We start from the raw sequence: 17,461 nt of genomic DNA, 5'->3' as shown, positions 1-17,461 counted from the left end.
CTCAGGCCACGGCTTTGAGGGCTTGAGCGCGGTAGGCCCAGGGCAGTAGCTGGTCGATGTCGCGGTTTGGATGCCCGTTGATGATTTTGGTCAGGACGTCGGTGAGATAGGCGAGCGGATCGACGTCGTTGAGCTTGCAAGTCTCGACCAGGGACGCGACCACAGCCCAATGTTCGGCACCGCCGTCGGATCCGGCAAACAGCGCGTTCTTGCGACTGAGCTTGATACCACGGATTGATCGTTCGACAGTATTGTTGTCGAGTTCGATGCGGCCGTCATCGATGAAGCGCGTTAAGCCTTGCCAGCGCGAGAGGGCGTAGCGGATGGCCTCGGCGAGCTTGATCTTCTGGCTGATGAGAGCCAGCTTGGTGCGCAGCCATACCTCGAAGGCATCGGCCAGTGGTCGGCTCTTCTGCTGCCGCACGAGGCGACGCTCCTCCGCGCTGCGGCCGCGGATCTCCTTCTCGATCGCATAGAATGCGGCGATGTGCTTCAGCGCCTCGCTCGCGATCGGAGCGGGGCCGGCTGTCGCGAGTTCGTAGAAGTTGCGCCGCATGTGCACCCAGCAGAAGGCGAGTTCGACCTCGCCACGTCCGGCAAGCTTTGGGTAGGCGTTGTAGCCATCGACCTGCAGGACGCCCTTGAAGCCGGCAAGATGGCTGAACAGCCGCTCGGCTTTGCGGTCGGGTGCATAGACATAGGCGATGCCGGGCGGATCAAGGCCGCCCCAGGGCCTGTCGTCGGCGGCATAGGCCCAGAGCTGGCCGGTCTTGGTACGCCCTCGACCGGGATCGAGCACCGGCACCGTCGTCTCGTCGGCGAACAGCTTGGACCTCGCTCGAAGCACCGTGAGAAGGCGCTCATGCAGCGGGCGCAGATGGAAGGCGGCATGCCCAACCCAGTCCGCCAGTGTCGATCGATCGAGAGCGATGCCCTGGCGGGCATAGATCTGGGCCTGCCGGTAGAGCGGCAGATGATCGGCATATTTGGACACCAGAACCTGGGCGACGGTTGCCTCCGTCGGCAGTCCGCCCTCGATCAACCGGGCCGGAGCCTCGGCCTGCAGGACGCCATCTTCGCAGGCTCGGCAGGCGTATTTGGGACGTCGGGTGACGACAACGCGGAACTGCGCCGGCACCATGTCCAGCCGCTCGCTCTTGTCTTCGCCGATCTGGTGCAGGTCGCCCTTGCAGCAGGGGCAGGTCTTGGCATCGAGGTCGACCACGACCTCGATCCGCGGCAGATGCGCCGGTAGTGCTCCGCGATTGTTGCGGCGCTTGCGTGCGCGCTCCGCCCGGCCTTCCGGAGCTGTCTCGTCTTGGCTGGCTTCCGTACAGGCCGCAACCTGCTCGACGTCCTCGAGACCGAGCAGCATCTGCTCCTCGGGAAGCGACTCTGCCTTCCGGCCAAAGCGATGACGCTGCAACTCCTTGATGATCTGGCGCAGCCGCTCGCTCTCGTGCCGCTCGGCAAGCAGCATCGCCTTCAGCGTCTCGGGATCATCAGGAAGGTTATCGCTCACAGGCAAATCAGAGCATATTCGCGCCCGCCTGACGACGTGCTCGATGCCCCTGATTCACTTCGCCGCAGCGCGGCCCACAATTATCCGGCTTGCGTCGGCACGACCGTCTCCCGTGCCGCGTGGACACGCCGCCAATCAAGTCCTTCGAGCAGCGCCGACAATTCCGCCGCCGACAAACGCATCACGCCATCCTCGATCTTCGGCCAGCGGAAGACGCCTTCCTCGAGCCGCTTGGCGAACAGGCACAAACCCGTACCATCCCAGAAGATCAGCTTGATCCGGTCTGCCCGCTTGGCACGGAACACATAAACAGCACCCGAGAACGGATCGGCCTTCATGTGCTCGCGTACCAACATCGCAAGCCCCTCCATTCCCTTGCGGAAGTCGACCGGCTTGGTTGCCACCATCACCCGGACAGTTCCGGACGGGCCGATCACCGGCTTGCCTTCAGCGCATGGACGATGGCCGCAATCATCGTCACGTCGGCGCCTCGGCCGACCCGGATAGTGACGCCTTCGGCTTCGATCTCGATGCCCTCGACATCCGGCTTGGCCTTGCGTCGCGCTGTCTTGCGCTCATGGCCAACAGCCACGGCCGGTACCATGGCGTCTACCACCGCCGGTACAAACGGCGGATCGTCAGCCATCGGCGTCGGCAACCGGCGTGCTTGCCGGCGCCAGGTGAACACTTGTTGTGGGGTCAGCCCGTGTCGCCGGGCAATCTCGGAAACGACCGCGCCTGGTACCAGCGTCTCCTCGACGATCCGGGCCTTCTCGTCCTTGGAGAACCAACGACGGCGTCCCGTCTCCGTGATCACTTCCAGCCGGCGCGCCGTCACGTCCGACTTAAGCGTATGGTCAAACATAGACACAAGCCGATCCCTTCAAAGAGATCGTGAAACTCGCCTATCCCATGTGCCGCGAGAAGGTGGGAGCGGAACGACGCTTACCCCTGACCGGTGGTCGCGGCCGGTGAATTTCCGCCGCCACTGCCACCACCACCACCGCCGCCCTGCGCTGGCTGCAGCAATTGAGCCGGCCATGAACGCGGTGGCCAAGGCGAGTTTTGCGATTTTCATTTGGTCGTTTCCTTCTCCCGTTTTTAAAGAACAGACTGGAAAACAGGACATGTTTGAGATCCTTCCTCCTACTGCAGCGAAAAGGCCCCGACGCTGAGGAGACATACGTCGAGGCCTTCGGTCGGCGAATTGGGAAACGAGGTTCGCGCGTCAGCGACCTATTCCGGTTCCTTCGCCATAGAGTTCGCGCTCGCGTTGGAGCTGGTCGCTGCTGAGTGGCTGTGCCGCAGGATCAAAGCCCTTCCATCCGGACTGCTGCCATGCCGCTGTGCGCTTGCTGACGTCGACTGACGATTGATCGAGCACAGCCTCTGCTCGAGCACGATCCTGTTCGTTGACACGTGCACAGACGAGTGTTCCGCCGCGACGCACGCCCTCGGCATATCGCGAGGCTTCCTCTTCCGGAACGCCCGCTTGAGTCAACGCGCCGATGATGCCGCCCGTTGCGGCGCCTGCGGCAGCACCGGCCGCGGTGGAGACGAGCCATCCAGCGGCGACGACCGGGCCGAGGCCAGGAATTGCGAGCAAGCCGAGGCCAGCGAGCAATCCTGCGGCTCCGCCCAGACCTGCGCCGATGCCCGCACCTGCGCCTGCTCCTTCTGCTCGGTCGTCAACCCCGTCGCGGTCTCGATCAACTTTACTATCCCGGCCGTGCCAGCCTTCCCCATTGTTTGCGATGACGCTGATGTCGGAGGAGGGGACCCCGCTCTGCTCGAGTTGCTGGACGACACGCTCAGCGTCGCCATAGTTGTCATAGAGGCGAGAAATTGTAGTTGTCATGCTGGTCTTCCTTTCTAGTTCGCCGGGTTCACATTGCCCTGGAAGTCCAGGCTGACTTCGGTCTGCTTGCCTCCCTTGGTGGCCTTTCCTCTCCAGACGCCATTATCGTCCTTCTTGAGGTCGGAAACGCCGGAATAACCGGCAGCTTCGATTTGTGACTTCGCTTGTCCCTCGGTAAAGCTATTTCGGCCGGCCACGCGTGCATTCGAGTTGTTTTCACCCGAACGATTGACGGCGCTATTGTTTGGGCCGCTCTGCGCTGGTGGCGTTTGTGCCGAGACAGGCGCTGAGCTCAGCAGAACTGCCGTGGATATGATAGCAAAGACTCGCAACATCTTTTTGTCCTCTGGTTGGGTAATTGCCGAGGACAAATGAACATCAATTCGATTGGTTGCTAAGTGCGTTACTCAACCGCAGGCAGGCTGGCTTCGTCGCTTTTGAATTATCGCATGTTAATAGATCAGTTCTGATTTTTCGCGCAGCAGTTGGGCGGTGCCGCAAGTTATGGTTGGTCCGTCCCCTGGGAAGCGAAGGCGAACAGGTCCTTGCCGGCTTGCGTCATTCTCGCGAAGGCGCTGCTCTCTTGTCATTGGGATGTGTCTAGTGATGTGTCTAGTAAAGGCTCTTGGGATGCCCCGGGTATCGTTCGTCGTCGAAATCAAATCATCTATGTGAGTTGGCTTGTGGTCGCTTAGGAACTAGCTAACCACCGTCGGGGCCGCCTTCTGTAGCGGGACAAGTGAAACTGGGCGAGCCTAATCTCTCTGGCGGGTTGTGGCCACATGCTAAACAATTGCCAGAACCAGTACAGGCGATCACCATCGGACTTGGCCGTTCCGCCAACGGCCCTTATCCGACAGCCTCCTCAGGGCCGCGTTCGAGTTATCAGCCCGAACGGACGGCGCAACCTAGGAACAGTCGACATTCACCTGGCGTTAGCACCCATGCAAGAAGTCCGTTTGGTGTGCGACCGACCCGAGGAGGCTTGCCACATGGCTGACGAAAGCTCTGATGCACCTACTGCCACGCCCGAACAGCGAATAGACCGAGCGTCACAAGCGGTCCGGCGGATGGCCGAAGACGACGCGTCACAACAGTTGCCACAGCATGATCGATGGGTGCATTCTTTGAGTGAAGCGACCCGGGCAGCTCCACTTCAGTCCCTTGCTGTTGCATTCTTGCTAGGTGCCTTCCTAGCTCGTCGGTAAGTCCGAATATCAGCGTAGCTCTTTGATCGCCCTGACGACCGAGACGAATTCTACTCGGGTTGCTCTATGACCTTGCTCACGTCAAGCTCATCGATTCCATCCGCACTATTGCACTAGCAAGGCATGCCAGCACCGCACTGACAGCCATGCGCATCTGCCATCCACGACAGATGTGGATGGTTTTCGCAAACCCAACCTAGGCCGAAGCTGATTGGACGGTTGGGTTTGGTCATTCTTGAGCTTTGTCGGGCAGTCCCAATTCCTTACGGACCGCAGCAGCGGAGTTGCCGACCTTTTCGACGGCCTTCTGAAGGTCATCCTTCGACACACCAAGTGCATGGGTCCAATACTTCACCTCGTATGGCTCGTGCATGTTAATTTTCGAGCGATCAGGCTGGACGCGGTTGGTTAAGTTGTCCGGCATTGGCTCTATCCCAGAATAAAAATGTTACGGCTTGTGCTTTGGTCCGAAGGTAGCGCTATGGCCGGACGGTTTGCAAAAGTGACAGTTTCGCTGAAGTAACGTCGCTGTCCCAGAGCTGGTTCCTACTAACGCTTCAACAGACCTTTGAACGAGCTGGCCCGCAGTAACCCTTCGGACGTAATATCCCGGTACTGAACGTCCGCGCAGAACTTCGGCTCAACCCATGTCGCTGTCCGGGTGTTTCCTGATCGGCTTGGTCAGCCTAGACTTCGGACTAACGACCGTATCGAGCTGATTACGGATTTGGCTAGGTCGTGTACCTATAAACCCGGGGCCTCATGTGACTGGTGACTACGTCGCTTTGCTCCTATAGCGACCAAGTTCGTGCGGCAGCGCAGTATGTCGCGATGGGCCACAAGCAGACTCATGCGGGTCCAATAAACGACCCGCGGCAGGCGAGCCTTGCCGACCTAGGGTGCGGTGGTCTTCATCGCTTAAGATGATGAACACGACGATCTCGCCGGATTGCAGGCGCCCAGTGGCATTCAGCCCGCGGCCAGCGACAAGCTAGTCTTCGCCCACTACTGTAACACGACCATTCCGCTCCAGAACTGGTAGCTGCCACCCGTCGCGACATCATAGGAGCGTACGAACGCGAGCTTGCCATCAGTACCGACCAGGTAAGCGGCGAGCGTGGCCGGTTGCAGTCGCACTTGATCTCCGTCACGCACCAGTCGCGCCGTGATGTTGGCGGCGACCAGCATGCGACCGCTAGGGTCGAGGGCGAAAGTCCGCGGATGGAAGCCGTGCGAGTCCAGGGTCTGAATAAGTGTCGGCTCGCCCGTGCCGGCGTCGATGGCAAATACGGCGATGTTGTTCTCGCCACCGAGGTAAACCTGCTTGCCTTCGAAATCGGTCATGGCGTCGGACCGATTGGCCACATAGACAGAACGTCCGTCCGGGTGCACATGAACCGTGCCAGCGTACTGGCGGGGCCGGATATTGCCCGGTTCGGCCAAAGTATCCTTGCGGAAGATTGGCTGCGGATCGAGGCTGTCGTTCTGCAGCTTGAAGACGTCGAGCTTGTTCTGGCGCTCCAGCGAGACGTACACCCAGGGCTGCGTCGGATGAAAGTCGAGATGTCGCGGCCCGAAGCCGTAGCCACCCCCTGGAGCGATCGACGCCCGGTTCGTGAGTTGGCCGTCCTCGAAACCGAAAATCTTGAGCGCACCGGGATCTTCCGGTTTGCCGGCAACGGGATCGTTGCCGCGGGTAACGAGAATCGCCGCTTTGCCGGAAGCCATTACGCGGATCTGGTGTGCAAAGATTCCGACGTCCAGAGCCGCTACCTGTTTCACCTCGTCTCCAATGGTTCCATCCTGATTGATCCGATGCACGGTGATGCCGCTCGGATCGTTGTGGGCGATCAGGGCATGCCTGCCAGACCTGTCGATACTGATGTGCAGCGGGCGCGATCGCAGCGCGGGAGAAGCTCCATGCGGCTGCAGCGCTCCGGTATTGGGATCGATGCTCAACGCGCTCGCACCGTGCTTGTCGCCGGCCACCCCAGGACCGCCGTTGCTCCACGCTACGTAGAGAATGTTGGCCGAGGGATGGGGCCAAGCATATTGCACATTCGCGGGCAGTGTTAGCGAACCCTGCTTGGCGAGCTCACTGCCTTCAACGTCTACGTGGTAGAGAGTGAGCACAGGCCCGACGCTGGCATAGAAAACGGCTGCTCGTTTCCTTGGTTGAGCCCATGATGTCCGGGGCGCTGCGAGCGTGCCAGCGAGGAAGGCACCGAACGTCCGACGGTTGATCATGGTGGGGCGTCCCAATGCTGAGAAGTACGCCATGTCACGTCACCATATCATAGATCGTCTGATGCTCGGCCCTCAACATCGACTAATCGCTCGCGTCCAACCGGTGCCTGCTCGGAAGGTTGCGTCTGGCCAGCCCCCTGTGATTCAAGCTTCCAAATTGGGGGCACGGTGCGCGACCAATGCCAACCTTGCCCATATACACCAGGTCTCGGCCCTCCTTCTTACCGAGATAGAGCGCGGCCACACCTGTCGGGTCCTTCACAAACCCGACCACCGGAAATTTCTCCCGTTGAACGGCCTTCACCTTCAGCCAGTCGTCATTGCGAGCCGAGCGGTAAACCGAACGAATTCGCCCGGATGCAGTGCCTGGCGAAGCTCCTGGGGCGATAGCCGCACACTTCCTGTGTTTAATCTGAGGAACACCGTATATATCCTCGTGGTGCACGAAAGGGCCGCCGGCTTACGGCCGACGACCTTTCGAGGAGGATTGAGAGCACTGGAGAATGCTTCGCTCGTGGAGGAGTTGCTAACGCTGCGCGGCCACCTCCCATGGTAGAGACGCTGGCGACGCTAGGCAGCACGTTTTGCTGTTAATTCCAACGCCGCTGCTCGCGCAGCTTCGGATAGGCCCTCAAGGGTATGATCGCCCTTCTCGGCCCATTTGATGATCCGGCGCGCGATGTAACACCGGGCCTTGTGATCGTCGGTGCCTTTCGGCAGATGCTGACAGGCCGCTTCCAGCGCGAGGTCCAGAATGGCGACCGTTCGACTGTCAAACCGATCTGCAATGAACATGATTGACCTCCCGAGCAATTCACCAAACGGAGGTTAGGTAGAGCGACACGCTAGCGAGGCCTCGATACGTCGTCCAGAATTAAACGATAGCGCGAGCCAATTGCGCTGCGGGGCACTGACGATTTCTTAGACCGTAGCAATACCGTCCCGCAAGCTGCTTGCGCCTTTGCTCCGATTGCGAAGGGAAAGACGCCATGTCGTCACCCGTGTGCATTGCCTGCAACGTGGAGCGGAAGCTCGTTACCGTCGCCGCTCTTACGAAGGAATACGACGGGTTCCGAATGTGCTAGGTACCAGCAGGTTACGGGGTTATTGTTAATCCGGCACCGGACCGTACGTGGCACCTATCGGTGATAAGAACGCCCGGTTTGCGCTCCCGCCTTCCTCTGGTGGAAAGGAGCGCTTCATGATCATCAAGCGGCGGCGTTTCAAATAAGCGCAATCACTGGCAGGACGTCTAGCTGACGAAGTAATCCGTCTGCGGGACAAAGCCAATGCACTTCCTCCATCAGCGAAGAAAGAAGAAAGGCACGGCAAGACGAGACCGCTGCTCATTTGACGGAGTGGCTGACGTCGCCGGGACTACGGACGCCCGTCTAGGATGAGGCAGCGAGCCGGGCGCGATCAGCAGCAGAGTATACGAGCCCGGCGGAACGGATGGCACTGGGCGCGCCACCGGCGAAGTTGAGACACGCACCAGCTCCGGTCATCGCCGCGGTTCGCCAGCGGCTGATCGCTGAGTTCGCCAAAGCGACGCCGCAGACCGCATGCGATGCGTTTACCCGTCGGGCGAGGATCGCCGAGCTTCGAGCTGAACTTCCTTGAACGGAATAGGGCGGCGTACCTTCGGCAATGGAATGCGCGCGGCTCGCCGATGCTGCCAGCGGGAGCAAGTTGGTGATTGGTTCGGTCTCCTACGTCCACGCCTCACGCTATTTCGCCCTGATCACCCCAGCGGGGCGATCTCGAGCGAGCGACGTCTACGGTTCCGAGGTGTGGTGGGTCGGCGGAGTGGATCTACCCTTTGTGGGCAAATCGTGGAATTCGATCTGACGTCTGATCCCGATGGACAAATCGAGGCCGTTCGAATTCGGCTTCCTGAGCTGCAGCCGCCTAGTGCGGTATAAACGACCAGACGGTCGATGCACGGGCTGGCGCTGCGCCGGCGGCCGTTGGAGACGCGGCCGCCGGCATCGCAGTGCAAATTGCCGACTTCCCAGAAGACCAAGCAACGAGCCCTTAACGCTGGCGGTTTAGCCCTCTAAACATATTCCGAAACCCTCGGGGCAGCCGAGGAGTTCTGTCATCCGGCTTCGTCTTGTTGCATTTGGGGCAGGGTGCACCAGCGCCGCCGCACCGGCATGCGTGGTTGCCGGTCCAGGGTTGGTCCGGGTGGTTCTCGCTGATCCAACCGGTATCATCGCAGAGGATACAGTGCGGCTCGCTCATAGATCGTCCCGGACACCACGAAAGAAAGGATGCCGTACCTTACCCTCAGCGGACTTGGCGCGGTACTCGATCTCGGCCAGCACCTTTGGCTCGACCCATATGCCTTTGTGCTTGATGCGCTTGGTGTAGGGCTGCGTCTTCCGGATCAGCGGCGTTAGACGCTTGCGTAGGTCCGCGGCCGAGGCCTTATCAAAACCATGGTCGACCTTGCCGGCATAAATCAGATCTTCCCCTTGGCGCCTGCCAACATAGATTCCGTCCCAGTCGTTGCCATCCAGTGCAAAGCCGGCGATGGTCAGCGTCTCACGCTGGGCGCAGGTCTTTTTGACCCAATCCCGGCTGCGGGCGCCGGTCGGATAGACGCTGTCTGCCACCTTCGACACGACGCCCTCGTAGCCAAGCTTGCATGCATGGGTGAACATCTCGGGGCCATCGACCTCAAAGCTCTCGCTGAACTGGATGGCGGTGCCGGCGATCAACTTCTTCAGTACGGCCTTGCGCTCCTTCAGCGACAGCTTCCGGAGATCGCGGCCGTTGAGATAGAGCAAATCGAAGGCGACAAGGACGATCTTGGTCGATGTGCCGCGCAGCTCGTTCTGCAGCACGGAAAAATCCGTCGTTCCGCTTGGCGATGGCACGACGATCTCTCCATCGATGATCGCCGATGCTGCCGATATGTGCCAGGCGTCGTTGGCGATTTTCTTGAAACGCTTGGTCCAATCGTTGCCACGGCGGGTGTAGATGGTCACCGTTTAGTTCGCGAGATGGGTCTGGACGCGGTAGCCATCAAACTTGATTTCGTGAACCCAGCGCGTGCCGCTCGGGACCTTCTCGATCGACGATGCCAGCGCTGGCGCAATGAAACCGGGAAAAATGGCCTTCGTCCCAATCGCCTCGGGCTTCCTCCGCTGAAACGCCACAACGCAACTCCGCAACAAAAGAATGATTCAAACTCTTAGCCCCGGTCGTGTGCCGCTGAATATGGCCTATCGCCTACGTTCAGGATGTTTGTCGACGGTCCTCTTTGCTGCGGAAATCGCTTCCAGCGTGCTCTGATACGTCATCGTCCTGACCGTTTGACCGCCCGCGATCGGCGTGATCTCGACCAGGAAACCACCGCCAGGCTGTTCGATGACAACTAATCGGTGCGCCGAATACTCGAGTTCGTCTGCCACGTCCGCGGTTCCAACCTTGTTTCCAGCCAAACAGCTGCAAGATCCTGGCGTTCCAATATACAGAATGGCGACTGACCAGTGTTCTCCACCGCTCTCCGATCGCCGCTACGGCTCCACGATGATACGGAATGCGTTCCTTTGCGCGGCCGTCGCTCGGGCTCGCTCCAGCGCCGCCCCGTAAATCAGCAGCTCGCTGAACTTGACTTCATAGAGGAGAGCTCCCGTCTCCGAGACCAGGGTGAATTGCCAGAACCGGCGTCCGGACGGGGGGCCATGGTCGCGTTCGTAGCGGCCCGTGTAGACTTCGATCTCAGACATTGGCTTGATCCCGCCTGGGCATAGCCGAGAGATAGATATTGGGTAGGGATCGAATCGGCGCGGCGGGCATCACGATTGCGCTGCAGCCGCCTCACCGGGAGCGCAAGTCTCAGCTGGCGGCGGAGCATCTTGGTTAGGATATACACACTCGCTTCGGCAAATTAGGACATCCATACCGATCGGGAAGGAGTGGTAATTCCTGATACCGGTTTTAGCCTCGGACAATTCGGGGTCCCCAATTCAGCATAGGACGAGCGACATCTCGCCACCGTGATTCTACGGAATCCGCCTCTGCTTCATTCAACGCTAATTTTGCCAGACCGGGGCTAGATTTAATCCCGAAGCAATTTTCAGATTTCCGGTAAAGGGGCCGTCTCGCGACACGGCCCCTTTTCATTTGGCAACTCGCTCTGGGCTCATTTCTTTTTGGATAGGAGCGGCCGACATGGATTCCGGTTACAGGAACGTCCAGTGCTGACCCTGCCCACGGCACATGAAGGACTCCACGGGAGTGTCGGCCCCGGTCGTTGGGGCCGTTTATCTGTGTAGATTAGGACAGCATTCCTGACTGGCCTGGGTAAATGCTAAACCGTTGTTCGGCCGCGCGCTGGCACAACGTTCAGGCTCAGCCGCCACGACGGCGTCGAGCATAATCGCCGTCACCACCTCTCGGATGGTTGCGAACTCGGTCGGGGCGCCGCACTTCAGCTCCAGTGCCAATTCCGTCACAGCCCGCTTGTAGCGGTCGAGAGCCTTCGGATGCAGGGCAATCACGCTGTCGGCTTCGTTTGCAGCCTCAAGCCTTTCGTTCAGCATTTTGCGCTCGGCCTCCAGCTCACGCATTCGCGGGATGAGCTGTTCAGGCGGCGCGCCCTGCGTGATCGCATCGACCTGCGCGCCTGATCTCTCGATCGATCTCGCCACCGTTCGGTTCTGACGCGGTCGGCGTTCGCCTCCTTCAACCGCTTGCGCTCGGTATTTTAGGCATCGACATAACCGGTAATCAGCGCGGGGTGAGCGAGGTTCTGGCGCAATCCCTTGACCGCGAGCGCTCCAATGTCGTCCAGGTAGACGCGGCGGCTATTCTTGCACAGAGGCGATCCAGATCCTCAGCAACGATGGTGTCGAATAGACCAGCTTCGGCCGAGCGCATCAATGCTTGAAAGCGGGGCCGGTTGACGGCACCTGTGCCCGAAATCTGGCGATCTTCAAACGTCGTTACAACGGTCATCCCATTGCGCGCGGCGTTGTCACGGCCGAATGCGATCTGATCTTCGACAGACCGATCCTTTTGGCGGTCGGACGAATAGTGGGCGTAGATTGCAACGCGAATGGGGTTCACCTCGCCGTGCCGCCGGCATCTTCGACACGCCGTCGTGTCCGCGGCGATAGCCATAACCTTCGGCAAGCGCCGCGGTACTGCTCGAGGTCAGAGGCCGAGTTGTCCGGGCTTGGAACCTGAACGGTCTTCGACGATTTTGTTCCAATATCGGCGATGTTATTATGGCCGACTGGGCCTGACCGTGGAATAATTAAGCTTTCAAATTTTCTTGGCGCGGCGCCTGCGGGCGCTGAGCGATATGGATTTATCGATGACCGGGCTGTCCCAGGACGCCGATCTTGCATGCAGGATCGCTATGCTCGAGCAGAAGCTGCAGGCGAGCGCCGCGGAGGCCGATCGGCTGCAACGCGAGCTGGCACAATCGCGAGATTGCCAGACGGCCAGCGCCGACATCCTCGCCACCATTGCGGGCACCTCCGGCGACGCCGACCGAGCGCTGGAACAGATCGCTGAGACCACCGCGCGGCTGATCGGCGCCTCCAGCGTCTCGATCCAGCTCGCCGAGAACGGCGAGTGGGGTAAGGCCTACCGGTGTGGCGCGAGCGCTCGGCTCATCCGCGCGGCGGTGCCGCTGACCGCCATCAAAGTCGGCGGCAAAAACATGCCCGGCGCGGTGGTCGGACGAAACCGGCAGATTCACGTGCCGGATCTCGATAATCTCGATCCCGATCTGGCCGAGTTTCCTGGCCTGCCGCACGCCCGGGCCGCTGGCACGCGAACCATGTGTGGCACGCCGCTGCGCAACCGGGGCGAGGCGATCGGCTCTCTAATCGTCCATCGCGACCGGCTCGAACCGTTTTCGGATGATGAGCTCGTGCTACTGCAGAGCTTCGCCGACCAGGCGGCGATCGCGCTCGAGAATGCGCGCCTGTTCAATGAGACTCGGGAAACGCTGGAGCGGCAGACCGCCACTGCCGACATCTTGAAGGTCATCGCCTCCTCGCCGTCCGACGTGCAGCCGGTGTTCGATGCCATCGCGAGCAGCGCTAAGCGGCTGATCGGCGGCTTTTCGACGGCGGTATTTCGCTTCGTCGACGATATTGCGCACCTTGCAGCCTTCACACCGACAAGCCCGGCCGCTGACGAGGTACTGAGGGCCGGATTTCCGACGCCTGTCGCCCGCTTCGAGCCGTTCAGGCTCGCACAAGCTGGCACGCCGGTTCAGATAGGCGATATCGAGGCGCTTCCAGACTCGCAGATCAAGCAGATCGCTCGGGCGCGTGGCTTCCGCAGCATGCTGCTCGCGCCGTTGATGAGCAACCGTGTGCCGATTGGCCTGATCAGCGTGACGCGGCTCGAAGCGGGATCGTTCGTAGATCATCACGTGCAGCTGCTGCGAACCTTCGCCGACCAGGCAGTGATCGCTATCGAGAACGCGCGCCTGTTCGAGCAGGTTCGGGCCAGGACGCATGAGCTGAGCGAGGCCTTGCAGCGGCAGACCGCGACGGCCGATGTACTTAAGGTGATCAGTCGCTCGGCGTTCGATCTGCGGACCGTGCTGGATGCCTTGCTCTCCTCAGCCTGTCGGCTGTGCGATGCCGACATTGGAACAATCCGTTACGAGGACGAGGGCAACTACCGACTTGCCGCCACCTATGGCTGCAAACCCGAATGGATCGAGCACTTCCAGACCTACACGACGAGAGCAGACCGCAGCTCGATTTTCGGCCGAACCATCCTTGATGGTCGTCCCGTTCGCGTCCCGGATGTGCTCGCTGATCCCGATTTTAATCGCCCGAAAGCACAAAAGCTCATTGGCTTTCGAGCCGCACTCGGTGTCCCGCTCGTGCGCGAGGGCCACGCTTTCGGTGTCATCAACCTGTTTCGCTTCGCCGTGGGGTCTTTCGAGGACAAGCAGATCGAGCTGGTAGCGACGTTCGCCGACCAAGCGGTGATCGCGATCGAGAACGTCAAATTGTTTGAGCAAGTGCAGGCGAAGACGCGCAGCCTTACTGAGGCGCTCAAACAGCAGACCGCGACCGCCGACGTGCTTAAGGTCATCAGCCGCTCGGCATTCGATCTGCAAACCGTGCTCGATACCTTGACCGAATCGGCCGCGCAGCTGTGCAACGCCGACATGGCGGCGATGACCCGGCAGGATGAAACCGGCGGCTACCACCATGTAACCAACTACAAATTCTCGATCGATTGGGTGAAGATCGCCGACGCCGTTCGTCTCCATCCGGGACGCGGTAGCCTGGTCGGAAGGGTGCTTCTGGCGCGTAAGGCGGTCCAGATCGCCGACGTCCTCGCCGATCCCGATTACTCCTATCCGGACATGCAGCAAGCAGCCGGATATCGCGCTCTGCTCGGCGTTCCTCTTCTCCGCTCGGGAGAGCCCATCGGTGTCCTATTTTTGGCCCGCAAGGTGGTTGAGCCCTTTACCGACAAGCAGGTCGAACTCGTCTCGACCTTCGCCGACCAGGCCGTCATTGCCATCGAAAACGTCCGCTTGTTCGAAGAAGTGCAATCGAAGACGCGCGACCTCTCCGAGGCCCTAACCTATCAGACCGGAAGTGCCAACATCCTCAAGGTGATCGCCTCCTCGCCGACCGACGTTGAGCCGGTCCTGTGCACCATCGTGGAAAGCGCCTGTGAGCTCTGCGAGGCCTATGATTCGGTGCTGGTCCTGAAGGAGGGAGGCGATCTGGTCGTTCGTGCGCATCACGGACCGATCGGAATGGGCACTCAGACATGGATCGACGACCGCACCTCCGTGTCGGGGCTCGCAATTGCCGAGCGGGTCCCGATACACTTGCACGACGTCCTCTCCGATGAGGGCAGCAACTTTCCTATTGCGCAGGCAATGTCACGACGGGATGGTTGCCGTACCATTCTTGCCGTGCCGATGCTAAGCGAAGGTGAGAGCATCGGTGCGATCGTACTTCGCCGTGCCGAGGTACAGTCTTTCAGCGACAAGCAGGTCACGCTCCTGCAGACCTTTGCCGATCAGGCGGTGATTGCCCTCGGCAATGTCCGCTTGTTCGAGGAGGTTCAAGCTCGCACCCGCGAACTAGCCAAATCCCTCGATGAATTGCGCGCCGCCCAAGACCGCCTGGTGCAGACCGAGAAGCTCGCCTCCCTCGGCCAGCTAACGGCCGGCATCGCGCACGAGATCAAGAACCCACTCAATTTTGTCAACAATTTCTCTGCGCTGTCCGCCGAATTGATCGGCGAGCTCACTGAGCTACTCGGAAATGCGGAACTAGATGACAGGATCCGCACCGACGTAGACGAGCTTGCGCAGATGCTGAAGGGCAACCTCGATAAAGTCGTCCAGCACGGCAAACGCGCCGATTCCATCGTCAAGAACATGTTACTGCATTCGCGCGAGGGGACGGGCGAACGTCGTCCGACCGACATCAATGCAATTGTCGAGGAAAGTCTCAACCTGGCCTATCACGGTGCACGCGCGGAGAAATCCAGTTTTAGCGTCACGCTTAAACGCGACCTCGACCCGAACGCCGGGATGGCGGAGCTTTATCCGCAGGAGATCACGCGGGTGTTCCTCAACCTGATCTCCAATGGCTTTTATGCGGCCCACAAGCGCAAGGAGGCTGCCGACGATGCCTTTGAGCCGACATTGAGCGCGACCACGAGAGCTCTGGCAAACGAAGTGGAGATCAGGATCCGCGACAATGGCGTCGGGATTCCGGAGGAGGTCAGAGCGAAGATCTTCAATCCCTTCTTTACGACCAAGCCCGCCGGCGAAGGCACCGGGCTCGGCCTTTCCATGAGCCACGACATCGTCGTGAAACAGCACGGCGGCAGGATAACCGTCGAGACTGAGCCGGGAGCATTTACCGAGTTCATTATCACCCTACCGCGGATGGTGGCAGTACAAGGCAATACCGGAGGCACGAGTTGAGTGTTTACATTCTCGTCGTCGACGACGAGCCCGACGTGGAAGCATTGTATCGACAGCATTTTCGGCGCGAGCTGCGCGCCGGCCGCTTTCTGATGGAGTTTGCCGCTTCCGCGCCGGCCGCGCTGCAGCGCGCCGCCGACATCCGGGACCCCTCGCTGATCCTGATCCTGTCGGACATCAACATGCCCGGAATGAGCGGGCTGGAGATGCTGCCGGAGGTGCGAGCCAGACGGCCCGACGTCCCTGTGATCATGATTACGGCCTATGGCGACGCGGAAACCCGCAAGATAGTACTGGAGCGCGGCGCCGAGGCCCTGTTGACCAAGCCGATCGACTTCGGGCAGCTTCGCCAGGAGATCGACGCCAGGCTCGGACAGCTCGCATGACCGCTACCATCCTCGTAGTCGACGACGAGCCGGATCTGGAGGCTCTCGTCCTGCAAAAATTTCGCCGGCAGATTCGCGACGGACAGGTTAGCTTCGTCTTCGCCCGTGACGGCCTCGAAGCCCTGCAGTCGATCGAGGCGCATCCCGACGTCGACTTGGTCGTCTCCGACATTAACATGCCGCGGATGGACGGCCTGTCGCTGCTGGCGAAGCTGCAGGAGGCCGAGGAAAAGAAATCGACCATTATTGTTTCCGCCTACGGCGACATGAGCAACATCCGGACGGCGATGAACCGCGGCGCGTTTGATTTCCTGACCAAGCCGATCGATTTCACCGACCTAGAAACGACGATTCAGAAAACGATCCGCCACATCGACATGCTGCGCGAGGCGCGCCGCCGCCAGGTCGAAGCCGAGCGCGCCCACGCCTCGCTGTCCCGATATTTCTCGCCGGAGCTCGCCAAACGCCTTGCCATGGGCAGCGGCGATAACGACATGCAGGTGCACTGGCGCGATGTTGCCGTCATCTTCACCGACATCACGGGTTTCACCTCACTGGTCGAGACCGCCGCGCCCCAAGTGCTGGCCGAGTTGCTTAACGAGTATGTCGGTGGCCTGACTGACGTTGTCTTCGCTGCCGAGGGCACGGTGGCCAAGGTGATCGGCGATGCGATCCAGGTGCTGTTCAACGCGCCCGGCGAGCAGGCCGACTACGCCAAACGCGCGATAGCCTGCGCACAGGCGATCGATCGATGGGCGGAGGCGTTCCGCGGACGCTGGAAGGAAAAGGGTGTCAATTTCGGCGCCACACGAATCGGCGTGCACGCTGGCCCCGCCCTGGTCGGCAATTTCGGCGGCAGCCGCTTCTTCGACTACACCGCCTATGGCGACACCATCAATACCGCCGCGCGGCTTGAGACCGCGAACAAGACGCTGGGAACGCGGGTCTGCGTTAGCGCCGCGGTTGCGGATGCAGCGGCAGACTTCAAGGGACGGCCGGTCGGCGACCTCCTGCTGCGTGGGCGCAGCGAACCGTTGCGCGCCTATGAACCGCTCGCCCCGGCGGAATTCGAGGCGCCGGCGACCGCGCAATACGCCCGGGCCTTTGCCAAGCTCGAGGCCGAGGACACTTCGGCCATGCCGGCCTTCGCCGCGCTGGTCGGAGTGCATGCCGATGACCCCCTTGCTGGCTTTCACCTCAAGCGGCTACTCAACGGAGGGAGGGGGCGCCCGTATGCAACTCGGCTAAGTCGTGGACTGCTCGCTGGTAAGTGGTGCTTGTTGTGCGCATAGG

Annotated in this window: 15 protein-coding genes and 2 pseudogenes; 3 read left to right on the top strand and 14 right to left on the bottom strand. The window is 60.6% G+C overall.

What is annotated here, in order from left to right; genetic code table 11:
* Position 1: 1 nt before the first annotated feature.
* The 14 genes and pseudogenes from ACE10X_RS30170 to ACE10X_RS30105 all read right to left on the bottom strand — a co-directional run bounded on the left by ACE10X_RS30170 (position 2) and on the right by ACE10X_RS30105 (position 11,914).
* Complete coding sequence (locus ACE10X_RS30170) at positions 2-1,480, bottom strand: IS66 family transposase (RefSeq protein WP_375764599.1); 1,479 nt, start codon at positions 1,478-1,480, stop codon at positions 2-4.
* Positions 1,481-1,602: 122 nt separating this feature from the next.
* Positions 1,603-1,959, bottom strand: coding sequence for an IS66 family insertion sequence element accessory protein TnpB (gene tnpB, locus ACE10X_RS30165; RefSeq protein WP_063980520.1), 357 nt, complete (start codon positions 1,957-1,959; stop codon positions 1,603-1,605).
* Complete coding sequence (locus ACE10X_RS30160) at positions 1,956-2,387, bottom strand: transposase (RefSeq protein WP_375762907.1); 432 nt, start codon at positions 2,385-2,387, stop codon at positions 1,956-1,958. The genes tnpB and ACE10X_RS30160 overlap by 4 nt, the downstream gene beginning before the upstream one ends.
* A gap of 363 nt (positions 2,388-2,750) precedes the next feature.
* The gene (locus tag ACE10X_RS30155) at positions 2,751-3,380 is read right to left on the bottom strand and encodes a hypothetical protein (RefSeq protein WP_080583494.1); all 630 of its coding nucleotides are present in this window, start codon (positions 3,378-3,380) and stop codon (positions 2,751-2,753) included.
* A gap of 14 nt (positions 3,381-3,394) precedes the next feature.
* Positions 3,395-3,715 (bottom strand): hypothetical protein, encoded by a 321-nt coding sequence (locus ACE10X_RS30150; protein ID WP_375763288.1) that lies wholly within the window; start codon positions 3,713-3,715, stop codon positions 3,395-3,397.
* 1,102 nt (positions 3,716-4,817) lie between these two features.
* Entirely contained in the window at positions 4,818-5,012 is a 195-nt protein-coding gene (locus tag ACE10X_RS30145; protein WP_038387005.1) for a DUF3606 domain-containing protein, read from the bottom strand.
* A 125-nt stretch (positions 5,013-5,137) separates the two neighbouring features.
* A pseudogene (locus tag ACE10X_RS30140) lies at positions 5,138-5,203 on the bottom strand (hypothetical protein); the annotation flags it as partial.
* Positions 5,204-5,593: 390 nt separating this feature from the next.
* Positions 5,594-6,868 (bottom strand): beta-propeller fold lactonase family protein, encoded by a 1,275-nt coding sequence (locus tag ACE10X_RS30135; RefSeq protein WP_209910710.1) that lies wholly within the window; start codon positions 6,866-6,868, stop codon positions 5,594-5,596.
* Positions 6,869-7,405: 537 nt separating this feature from the next.
* Positions 7,406-7,630: a hypothetical protein gene (locus ACE10X_RS30130; RefSeq protein WP_157788086.1), complete on the bottom strand. Its 225-nt coding sequence runs from the start codon at positions 7,628-7,630 to the stop codon at positions 7,406-7,408.
* Positions 7,631-9,075: 1,445 nt separating this feature from the next.
* Positions 9,076-9,999 (bottom strand): annotated as a pseudogene (gene ligD / locus ACE10X_RS30125) (non-homologous end-joining DNA ligase).
* Positions 10,000-10,065: 66 nt separating this feature from the next.
* Positions 10,066-10,254 carry a hypothetical protein gene (locus tag ACE10X_RS30120; protein WP_157788085.1) on the bottom strand — a complete coding sequence of 63 codons (189 nt, stop codon included), beginning with the start codon at positions 10,252-10,254 and terminating at the stop codon, positions 10,066-10,068.
* 105 nt (positions 10,255-10,359) lie between these two features.
* Positions 10,360-10,572 (bottom strand): hypothetical protein, encoded by a 213-nt coding sequence (locus ACE10X_RS30115; protein ID WP_038387002.1) that lies wholly within the window; start codon positions 10,570-10,572, stop codon positions 10,360-10,362.
* A 537-nt stretch (positions 10,573-11,109) separates the two neighbouring features.
* Positions 11,110-11,496 carry a hypothetical protein gene (locus ACE10X_RS30110; protein WP_157788084.1) on the bottom strand — a complete coding sequence of 129 codons (387 nt, stop codon included), beginning with the start codon at positions 11,494-11,496 and terminating at the stop codon, positions 11,110-11,112.
* Between the two features lie 79 nt (positions 11,497-11,575).
* Positions 11,576-11,914 carry a recombinase family protein gene (locus tag ACE10X_RS30105; RefSeq protein ID WP_244435929.1) on the bottom strand — a complete coding sequence of 113 codons (339 nt, stop codon included), beginning with the start codon at positions 11,912-11,914 and terminating at the stop codon, positions 11,576-11,578.
* 250 nt (positions 11,915-12,164) lie between these two features.
* Here ACE10X_RS30105 and ACE10X_RS30100 point away from each other — a divergent pair, with 250 nt between their 5' ends.
* From ACE10X_RS30100 to ACE10X_RS30090, 3 genes are read left to right on the top strand one after another with little or no spacing between them, the layout of a single operon-like run.
* A complete protein-coding gene (locus ACE10X_RS30100; RefSeq protein ID WP_245376371.1) occupies positions 12,165-15,782 on the top strand; it encodes a GAF domain-containing protein in 3,618 nt (1,205 codons plus the stop codon).
* Positions 15,779-16,168, top strand: coding sequence for a response regulator (locus ACE10X_RS30095; protein ID WP_209910713.1), 390 nt, complete (start codon positions 15,779-15,781; stop codon positions 16,166-16,168). Before ACE10X_RS30100 ends, ACE10X_RS30095 begins: the two co-directional genes overlap by 4 nt.
* On the top strand, positions 16,165-17,460 hold the full coding sequence (locus tag ACE10X_RS30090; RefSeq protein WP_375763287.1) for an adenylate/guanylate cyclase domain-containing protein: 1,296 nt from the start codon (positions 16,165-16,167) through the stop codon (positions 17,458-17,460). Before ACE10X_RS30095 ends, ACE10X_RS30090 begins: the two co-directional genes overlap by 4 nt.
* Position 17,461: the final 1 nt, after the last annotated feature.

Source organism: Bradyrhizobium sp. Pha-3 (genome assembly GCF_042258325.1).
Taxonomy (GTDB): Bacteria; Pseudomonadota; Alphaproteobacteria; order Rhizobiales; family Xanthobacteraceae; genus Bradyrhizobium; species Bradyrhizobium elkanii.
Note: the sequence above shows the minus strand (reverse complement) of the source record. Positions and strands in the feature narration are given on the sequence as shown.

Bases quoted from the DNA above. Each gene is read 5' to 3' on its own strand.
- ACE10X_RS30150 (WP_375763288.1), bottom strand. From the start codon at position 3,715: ATGTTGCGAGTCTTTGCTATCATATCCACGGCAGTTCTGCTGAGCTCA.
- ACE10X_RS30155 (WP_080583494.1), bottom strand. From the start codon at position 3,380: ATGACAACTACAATTTCTCGCCTCTATGACAACTATGGCGACGCTGAG.
- ACE10X_RS30135 (WP_209910710.1), bottom strand. From the start codon at position 6,868: ATGGCGTACTTCTCAGCATTGGGACGCCCCACCATGATCAACCGTCGG.
- ACE10X_RS30100 (WP_245376371.1), top strand. From the start codon at position 12,165: ATGACCGGGCTGTCCCAGGACGCCGATCTTGCATGCAGGATCGCTATG.
- ACE10X_RS30115 (WP_038387002.1), bottom strand. From the start codon at position 10,572: ATGTCTGAGATCGAAGTCTACACGGGCCGCTACGAACGCGACCATGGC.
- ACE10X_RS30090 (WP_375763287.1), top strand. From the start codon at position 16,165: ATGACCGCTACCATCCTCGTAGTCGACGACGAGCCGGATCTGGAGGCT.
- ACE10X_RS30145 (WP_038387005.1), bottom strand. From the start codon at position 5,012: ATGCCGGACAACTTAACCAACCGCGTCCAGCCTGATCGCTCGAAAATT.
- ACE10X_RS30170 (WP_375764599.1), bottom strand. From the start codon at position 1,480: ATGCTGCTTGCCGAGCGGCACGAGAGCGAGCGGCTGCGCCAGATCATC.
- ACE10X_RS30160 (WP_375762907.1), bottom strand. From the start codon at position 2,387: ATGTTTGACCATACGCTTAAGTCGGACGTGACGGCGCGCCGGCTGGAA.
- ACE10X_RS30130 (WP_157788086.1), bottom strand. From the start codon at position 7,630: ATGTTCATTGCAGATCGGTTTGACAGTCGAACGGTCGCCATTCTGGAC.